This window comes from Kribbella sp., assembly GCF_035687465.1.
Taxonomy (GTDB): domain Bacteria; phylum Actinomycetota; class Actinomycetes; order Propionibacteriales; family Kribbellaceae; genus Kribbella.
On sequence record NZ_DASRXP010000618.1, the window covers coordinates 1 to 6,991 of the forward strand.

10 protein-coding genes and 1 pseudogene are annotated in these 6,991 nt (G+C 67.1%); 1 reads left to right on the top strand and 10 read right to left on the bottom strand.

Translation table 11 applies throughout. The annotated features are described in order from the left end of the window. Window positions 1-423 precede the first annotated feature (423 nt). From VFG33_RS32725 to VFG33_RS32765, 9 genes are all read right to left on the bottom strand, one after another. Window positions 424-1,092 carry a CatB-related O-acetyltransferase gene (locus tag VFG33_RS32725; protein WP_325056866.1) on the bottom strand — a complete coding sequence of 223 codons (669 nt, stop codon included), beginning with the start codon at window positions 1,090-1,092 and terminating at the stop codon, window positions 424-426. Further along, window positions 1,089-1,391, bottom strand: a complete 303-nt coding sequence (locus tag VFG33_RS32730; RefSeq protein WP_325056867.1) for a hypothetical protein — start codon at window positions 1,389-1,391, stop codon at window positions 1,089-1,091. Before VFG33_RS32730 ends, VFG33_RS32725 begins: the two co-directional genes overlap by 4 nt. Next, window positions 1,388-1,612: a hypothetical protein gene (locus VFG33_RS32735; RefSeq protein WP_325056868.1), complete on the bottom strand. Its 225-nt coding sequence runs from the start codon at window positions 1,610-1,612 to the stop codon at window positions 1,388-1,390. Before VFG33_RS32735 ends, VFG33_RS32730 begins: the two co-directional genes overlap by 4 nt. Before the next feature lie 24 nt (window positions 1,613-1,636). Further along, complete coding sequence (locus VFG33_RS32740; RefSeq protein WP_325056869.1) at window positions 1,637-1,831, bottom strand: hypothetical protein; 195 nt, start codon at window positions 1,829-1,831, stop codon at window positions 1,637-1,639. A gap of 21 nt (window positions 1,832-1,852) precedes the next feature. After that, entirely contained in the window at window positions 1,853-3,361 is a 1,509-nt protein-coding gene (locus tag VFG33_RS32745) for a GMC family oxidoreductase (protein ID WP_325056870.1), read from the bottom strand. Between the two features lie 61 nt (window positions 3,362-3,422). Beyond that, window positions 3,423-4,520 carry a TIGR03118 family protein gene (locus tag VFG33_RS32750; protein WP_325056871.1) on the bottom strand — a complete coding sequence of 366 codons (1,098 nt, stop codon included), beginning with the start codon at window positions 4,518-4,520 and terminating at the stop codon, window positions 3,423-3,425. Between the two features lie 106 nt (window positions 4,521-4,626). Beyond that, window positions 4,627-5,664, bottom strand: a complete 1,038-nt coding sequence (locus tag VFG33_RS32755; RefSeq protein WP_325056872.1) for a helix-turn-helix transcriptional regulator — start codon at window positions 5,662-5,664, stop codon at window positions 4,627-4,629. 3 nt (window positions 5,665-5,667) lie between these two features. Next, window positions 5,668-6,213, bottom strand: a complete 546-nt coding sequence (locus VFG33_RS32760; protein WP_325056873.1) for a hypothetical protein — start codon at window positions 6,211-6,213, stop codon at window positions 5,668-5,670. 113 nt (window positions 6,214-6,326) lie between these two features. Next, window positions 6,327-6,533, bottom strand: coding sequence for a hypothetical protein (locus VFG33_RS32765; RefSeq protein WP_325056874.1), 207 nt, complete (start codon window positions 6,531-6,533; stop codon window positions 6,327-6,329). A gap of 90 nt (window positions 6,534-6,623) precedes the next feature. Between VFG33_RS32765 and VFG33_RS32770 the strand changes: the two genes are divergently transcribed. Then, entirely contained in the window at window positions 6,624-6,764 is a 141-nt protein-coding gene (locus VFG33_RS32770) for a hypothetical protein (RefSeq protein WP_325056875.1), read from the top strand. Here the strand turns inward: VFG33_RS32770 and VFG33_RS32775 are convergent. Beyond that, a pseudogene (locus tag VFG33_RS32775) lies at window positions 6,725-6,859 on the bottom strand (TetR family transcriptional regulator); the annotation flags it as partial. The gene VFG33_RS32770 and the pseudogene VFG33_RS32775 sit on opposite strands and share 40 nt — an antisense overlap. Window positions 6,860-6,991 lie beyond the last annotated feature (132 nt).

Sequence of the window (6,991 nt, forward strand, 5' to 3'; positions counted from 1 at the left end):
CGGTGCGCGGTGGGGTGCGTGGTGGTGAGCGGTGGTGCGGTGCACGGTGGGTGCGGTGGTGCGCGGTGGCGGTGCGCGGTGGGGTGGTGCGAGGTGGGAGGTGTGGGGTGGCGGGTCGGCGGTTGGTCAGCTGCGGGCAAGCCACTCGTTGGCTTGCTGCGGGCCAGGGGTGCGGCGGCTTGGCCAGTGGCGGTGCGCCGGTGCGGGCATCTCGTTGCTCGGGTGGTCAGTGGAGATCCGGTCGGTCGGGTGACCGGATCTCGAGCACTGAAGGGTCGATGACCGCCGTCGCCGTTCCTGACGTGCCGTCTGGTCCCAGCTACACCAGACCTACGACAGATCCCCCGATTGGTGATTGGCGTGGGCTAACGGCAGGCGCGGGCGGGCTGATGGCCCTTCTCCGGTGGATCGGGAGTTGAGTTGTCAGTCCAGTAGGCCTGCTTCCTTGGCTGCCTGTTCCAGGTCGGTGGGGGTGCCGGTCCAGATGGTGCGGACGTGGTCGGTGATGACGTCGACGGGCCAGTTCCACCAGGCGATTCGCAGTAAGCGGTTGATGTCCTCGTCGGAGTACCGCTTCTTGAGAGGCTTGGCTGGATTGCCTCCGACTGTGGTGTACGGGGCGACGTCCGAGACGACCATCGCTCCGGCCGCGATGATGGCGCCGTCGCCGATGGTGACGCCGGGCATGACGACTGCGTCGCGGCCGATCCAGACGTCGTTCCCGATCACCGTGTTGCCGCGGCTGTGGATCCTGGGGAGGAACTCCGCGGTCTGCTCAAGCCAAGTGCCACCGAAGATGAAGAACGGAAAGGCTGTCGAGCCCATCATCGGGTGGTTCGCGGACGACAGCAGGAACCTGGCCCCCATGGCAATCGCGCAGAACCTGCCGATGATCAGCTTCTCGGGACCGGCTGTGTAGAGCACGTTCCTGGTCTCGAAGAGCGTCGGATCGTCCGTGTCGTTGTAGTAGGTGAATTCTCCGACCTCGATCTTCGGAGAGGTGATCAGCGGCTTCAGGAAGACCGTGCTCGCTTCCTGGCCGTCGATCATCTCCGGCCGGCGGACACTCGTAGGGTCAGGGACCGTGCTCATCTGTTCTCCTCGATCGTCGGGGCCGGCTGACCTGCGGGGCCCGCTACCTGGACGGGTTCCTTGACCAGTCCGAGCCGCTCCCGCCAGTTGGCAATGGCGATGCCGATGGCCGGTCCGTTGTCTTCGGGGACGAAGTGGATCCCGGCACCGAGGTGCTCGACCTCGAGGGCGGCAATGTGATCCTGGCACCACCTGATAGTCGAGGGGGTCATGATCGCGCCAGGGTCGAAGGTGAGCAGGAGCTTGGGCACCTCGGTGGCGGACCCGAGCCAGGTGTCGTAGTTCTCGACTCTTCTCACGACGTCGGCGGGCCTGCCGTGGCGAGGGTCGGCAGCCTGTTGACCCGCTCTTTGAACGGCGCTCGGTAGGCATTGAGCTCGTCCTCGCTCAAGGTGCGCTGGACGGAGTTCGGGAGTCTTCGAACCAGGCGTCCAGGTAGCGGGCGTGGTCGGTACGACGAGGTCGGGTTGCCATGTAGCAAGACGACCGGGGTGCCGTCGCCCTGGTCCTCGTAGTACATCGTCGATGTCCAGCACCGGGCACCTCAACGGCGTCGTCCTCTGAGGCCGGCGCCGGCCACGAACAGTCCGATCACGATGATGATCGGGCCGGCCACGGACCAGGTGGTGGTACCACTCATCGCGCTGCCGCTGATGATGTTGGTGCCCTGCAGCGTGAAGAGCAGCCCGAGCAGGACCACCACCACACCGACAACGACGACCCACGGACGTTTACTCATGATGTTGACTCCCTTAGTTAGCTACGAGCGGATGAGTTCCGCTGCTCGCTCGGCGATCGCGTAGACAGTCGCGTTGGTGTTGGCGGAGATCGGTGAGGGCATCACGGACGCGTCGGCGACTCTGAGGTTGCTGATGCCGTGCACGTGGAGGTCTGTGTCGACCACGGACCGCTCGTCGGTACCGATGGCGCAGGTTCCGGCGTAGTGCGAGTAGCTGCGGAGGTTGGTCTTGATGTAGCTCCGCAGCTCTTCCTCGGCCTGCATTTCCGGTCCCGGTAGCGCTTCGCCGCCGCACCACTCGCGCAGGGCGGGCGCAGCGCCGATCTCGCGGGCGATGCGGAGTCCCGCGAGCACGATGTCGAGATCACGCTCGTCGGAGTAGTACGCGGGATCGATCACCGGATGCGCACCTGGGTCGATGCTTGCCAAGCGCACCGAACCGCGACTGTACGGCGCCATCAACGAGACCATGATCGCGTAGCCGTCACCGATGTCCGGGCCCGGCAAGGAGTCCGCGCGCAGGGGAACGTCCACGACCATGAGCTGCACATCCGGGCCGTGCCCACCGATCCCGGTGCTCAGCAGACCCTGGACCTCGCCGTGGTTGTTGACCCCGGGCGGCACAGACCGCCTCGATTGGTAGACCACGCCGCACATCGGATGGTCGTGCAGGTTCGCACCGACGCCGGGTAGGTCCGCAACCACCTCGATCCCCAGGTCATCCAGGTGATCCGCCGGCCCGATCCCGGACAGCATCAGCAGTTGCGGTGTTCCGATGGTGCCCGCGGCGAGCACGACCTCCGCAGTACCTTCAGCGACGAATGTCTCGGCACCGACTTGGTACTCCACACCCCTGCACCGGTCGCCGTCCATCAGCAGCCGACTGACCAGTGCATCGGTGACCACCTCCAGGTTCGGCCGGTTCTGAGCAGGGGTGAGGTAGGCGTCCGCCGCGCTCTGGCGCCGGCCGTCGACGATGCTCAAGTCGCAGAATCCGAAGCCCTCTTCCACGCCGCCACTGATGTCCCGCGCCATCGGGAAACCAGCTTGCTCGGCTGCCCTCAGGCCGGCCTCAGCGATGGGATGCCGCTGGACGGCGGGGCCTGGTCGCAGCGGGCCGCCGAGACCGCGCAGTACGGGATCTCGCCCTTCGGTCTGTTCGCTGCGTTTGAAGGCCGGCAACAAGTCGTCGAAGCCCCACCCCTTGGCGCCGGCGGCGGCCCAGGCGTCGTAGCCGGCTCGATGCCCGCGCACGAAGTTCATCGCGTTGATGGACGAGGACCCGCCCAGCCCGCGGCCGCGCGGCCACGCCACGCTCGTACCAGTCGCACGCTGAGGCACGGTCTCATCAGCCCAGTCAGCAGTGGATCCCATCAGGCTGGGCCAGGCGGGCGGGACCGCCATCAACTCCAGCGGCTGCGCGTCACCCGCCTCGAGAAGCAACACCCGTACGCCGTCCTCCGACAACCGTGCCGCCAGCACGCAACCCGCAGTACCAGCACCGACGACCACGTACTCGTAACTCCGCACTTCAACTCCTCATCGTTCGGCGCCGCTGGTCCCCGGGGTGCCCGGGGACCAGCGAGTTTCGTCAGCGGGCGGTCAGGATCCCCAGCAGGCCGTGCTGCTCGGCGTCGGGACCGGAGCTGAACCAGATCGCGTTCGACCCACCGGCCGCGGCGTCACCGGTCAGCAGGCTCCACAGCCGCTCGATCTTGATCACGTGGCCGTGGGTGTCCGTGAGGGCGCCCAGGAACCGGCCGGTGTGTGGGTTGTAGGCGTGGATCGTGCCGTCACCGAAGTTGCCGACGAGCAGGTCGCCGGAGAACTTCCCGAATCCGTGCGGTGCGATGTCCAAGCCCCACGGTGAGTTCAGTGCGCCGGCGGACCCGACGCGCTGCGCGTGCGTGCCGATCGTCGTGAACCGGTCGACGAAGCCGTGACCAGCGCCGTCCGCGGTGTCCTGCTTGTCCGCGTCCTGCTTGGCAAAGGTGACGTAGACAGCGTTGCCGAGGACCTGCACGTTGAAGGGCGCGTAGCCGCGCGGCAGGGACCGGTCACGGAACATGCTGGCCGCGTTGATCTTGTGGAACGAGGAATTGAAGACATCGATGCTGTTGTTGTGGAAGTTCGCCGCCAGCAGCAGCGGACCGAACGGGCTCGATACCTCGGTCAGGCCGGTGTAGAGAGCCCCGGGAGTTTTGGCGACTGTGACGGCCTGAGTGCCGGCCGCGCCATTCCAGGCGGCGATGGTTCCGCCGATGGTGGCGAAGATGAAGTTGGCCGACGCTTTGGTGCCGGGAACCACAAAACCGGACGTCGTGCTGTTCGAGGTCTGGCCGGTGACCGGGCCACCGGGCACCTTGACGATCAACTGCTTGCCGGCGGGTGCGGCCACGACAGGGCTCCCGTTCACCGCACCGGAGTACAGCGTCGAGACGCCCGTATTGGTGTCGGAGACCCAGACGGGCGAGTCAGCGGCACGAGACATCCCCCACGGGTTCACCAGGTTCGGGTCTGTGAGCTGGGCCTTTCCGGGCTGGTCGGACACCAGGTTCGTCTGGGTCACACCATGCACCGGCGCGGGGCGGTGGTACGGCGCGGCGACGGCGGATCCGGTGGCGACGAGCGCGGCCGACGTGACGGCGGCGGCTGCGAGCGCTACTCGGGGTAGAAGCTTTCCGATCATGTTTCCTGTTTCTCCTTCGGGCTGTGCCGGCCTCGGCCGGCGCGGAACCTTTCAGTTGAAATCCTCGATCGTCAAGCGGGCTTGGATAATCCCCTACCTGGGGGAACTAGTCCGCGACCAGGGCCATCAGTTCGGCGCGGCCCTGGACTCCTAGCTTGGCGAAGATCGCCTTGATGTGATCGTGCAAGGTGTGATGCGAGATGTGCAGCCGCGCGGCGATTTCATCGGTCCGAGGACCGCTCAGGAGCAGCTCGGCCACCTCGCGCTGCCGTGCGCTGAGTGTGTGCAGGCGCAGCAGCAACGACGTGAGGTCAGCTCTTGGGGCCTGCACGAGCGTGACGGTCACGCCCAGGTGCTCGTTCGGGGCGCCGTGCATTCGCCCGCCCTGGGCGAGCAACCACCGGCCGTCGCTCAGGCGCACCCGCGCCGCTGCGCGGTCACGCAGGCCGGCCCCGATCGCTACGGCGTAAAGCGTCGAGGTCGCATCACCCGGCATCAACGCCATCAGCCGTCTCGCCTCGGCTGTTGCCGAGACGAGCCGGGTGTGAGCGTCGAAGGCCACGACACCTGGGACGAGAACCGCGGCATCACCGGGTACTGGCCGGCGGGCCAGGCTCCGTCGCAACCCCTCCCCGATGTCCTCGGAGATCGTTGCCAGGAACGTCCGCTCGTCGGGGTCGAAGTCGGGAGCACCGAGTTCCCGGTAGATCGCGCCGTGTCCCCAGGTCGATCCGCCAGTGCGCAGTACGGCCCGCAATCCCTCGCCGATCCCGGCCGGGCGAAGGATCTGCTGAACGCGCGGACTGTTCGCCGCGGTCGCGTCATCGAGATCGCTCAACGCGACGACGGGCGACCGCCGGTGCGCGAGCTCGGCCAGCTTGTGCACCTCGCCGTCCTGCAGTACTTCGTTACGCCACAAGGCGCGATCGAGTTCGTGCGACTTCTCGGTCACCAGCGTGCCGGTGGACAGCAGCGTGTCCGGGTCCAGTGTCATCCACCCGGACACGTCATGGGGAACCGTGCGACGAACGACGGCCGAGACCTCGGACAGGAACTCCTGCGGCTCGAGGGTGCCGTGACCGAGCCTGTGCAGCGCTTCCCTGGCGCCGCCGGCAGCCGTGGTGGAAAGCCGTGACCGGCTCATCGATCAGTAGCCGGAGTTTCCCGAGGTGTTGGTCGACGCGGCCTTGGTGGTGATCTTCTGGCCGTTCGCACCGACGACCCACCAGATCCCGCCGACAGCCTGACCGGTCGCGTCGCCGGCCTTGGCGTCGTTGGCGTAGTAGTACAGCGGCGATCCGTTGAGAGTCACCTGCTTGGTGCCGTCCGACCGAGTGACGGTACCGACCAGGGAGGCGGAGATCCCGCTCACCTGCGGCGTTCCGGAACCGGCCAGCAGTGGCGGCCAGGCCGTCGCGCAGGAGCCGTCACAGTTCGACTTCGGCGGCTTCGAGGTGTCGAGGTCGTACACGTAGAGCGTGCGACCGGTGCCGTCGACAACAATCTTGCCGAGGTTGCCGACCGTCGCCGTGGACAACTTGGCCGCCCCGGCAGCGGCCGGCGCCATGCTGGGAGTGCTTTGCGCCGGGGTGGTCTGAGGCGCCGGCGCGGCAGTGGAACCATTGTTGCCACAGGCGGCCAGCGTGGACAGTCCGAGTACAGCTGTGCCGACAACTAAAGCGAACCGCTTCATCTCGAGATTTCTCCTTGTTCCGTTGATGCTTCGATACCTCCAACACGCGCCGAAGCACGGCCAGGTTCAGTCAACGGAGCAAGACTGCGGCTGCCACCCAGAGCGGATTGCAGTTAACCGGTAGAGGCGGTGAGGCCGGTGAGGTCGTCGAGCGTGGTGCGCATGATCTTGGCCAGGTCCGCGTCGTCCGGGGCGGCGACCCAGCGCTCGAAGGCGACCCGGAAGACGGTGATGCCGGTCTCCGCCGCGAGGGATGCGACGTCCGGCTCGACGCCTCGCTGCCGCAGGGCCTCGGTGAAGGCCGCGACGAGTGACGCCATCTTGATGAACTCCCGCTCGCGAAGTTCCGGCGTTGCCCCGACGACGGCCTGGCGATGGCGTCCATCGGTCCCGCGGAGCGAGGGGCCGCGGTGAGCGCGTCGACCATGCACCGCTCGAGTGACTCGGAGCCGGCGAACAGCACCTCCCGCTTGTCCGCGAAGTGCCGGAAGAACGTGCGCGCCGTCACGCCGGCCCGGTCCGCGATCTCGGCCACGGTGGTGCCGTCGTAGCCCTGCTCGGCGTACAGCGCCATCGCCGCCTCTCGCAGCCGTCCCGCCGCGTCCGGTTCCCATCGCGCCATACCGCCTGATCCTAGCGATGTCATCGAGTGACATCCCTTCAGCACGGCCACTCGGTCGTCGGCCTGGCCCGCTCCGACGAGTCCGCCTGGCAGACGAGCACTACTTCAGTTAAGGCTCCAGTGCTGGTTCGTCAGGAGCGGACAGACTCAGTACTG

Bases quoted from the DNA above. Each gene is read 5' to 3' on its own strand.
- VFG33_RS32765 (WP_325056874.1), bottom strand. From the start codon at position 6,533: ATGGCGTCACTCGTCGCGGCCTTCACCGAGGCCCTGCGGCAGCGAGGC.
- VFG33_RS32755 (WP_325056872.1), bottom strand. From the start codon at position 5,664: ATGAGCCGGTCACGGCTTTCCACCACGGCTGCCGGCGGCGCCAGGGAA.
- VFG33_RS32760 (WP_325056873.1), bottom strand. From the start codon at position 6,213: ATGAAGCGGTTCGCTTTAGTTGTCGGCACAGCTGTACTCGGACTGTCC.
- VFG33_RS32750 (WP_325056871.1), bottom strand. From the start codon at position 4,520: ATGATCGGAAAGCTTCTACCCCGAGTAGCGCTCGCAGCCGCCGCCGTC.
- VFG33_RS32725 (WP_325056866.1), bottom strand. From the start codon at position 1,092: ATGAGCACGGTCCCTGACCCTACGAGTGTCCGCCGGCCGGAGATGATC.
- VFG33_RS32735 (WP_325056868.1), bottom strand. From the start codon at position 1,612: ATGTACTACGAGGACCAGGGCGACGGCACCCCGGTCGTCTTGCTACAT.
- VFG33_RS32740 (WP_325056869.1), bottom strand. From the start codon at position 1,831: ATGAGTAAACGTCCGTGGGTCGTCGTTGTCGGTGTGGTGGTGGTCCTG.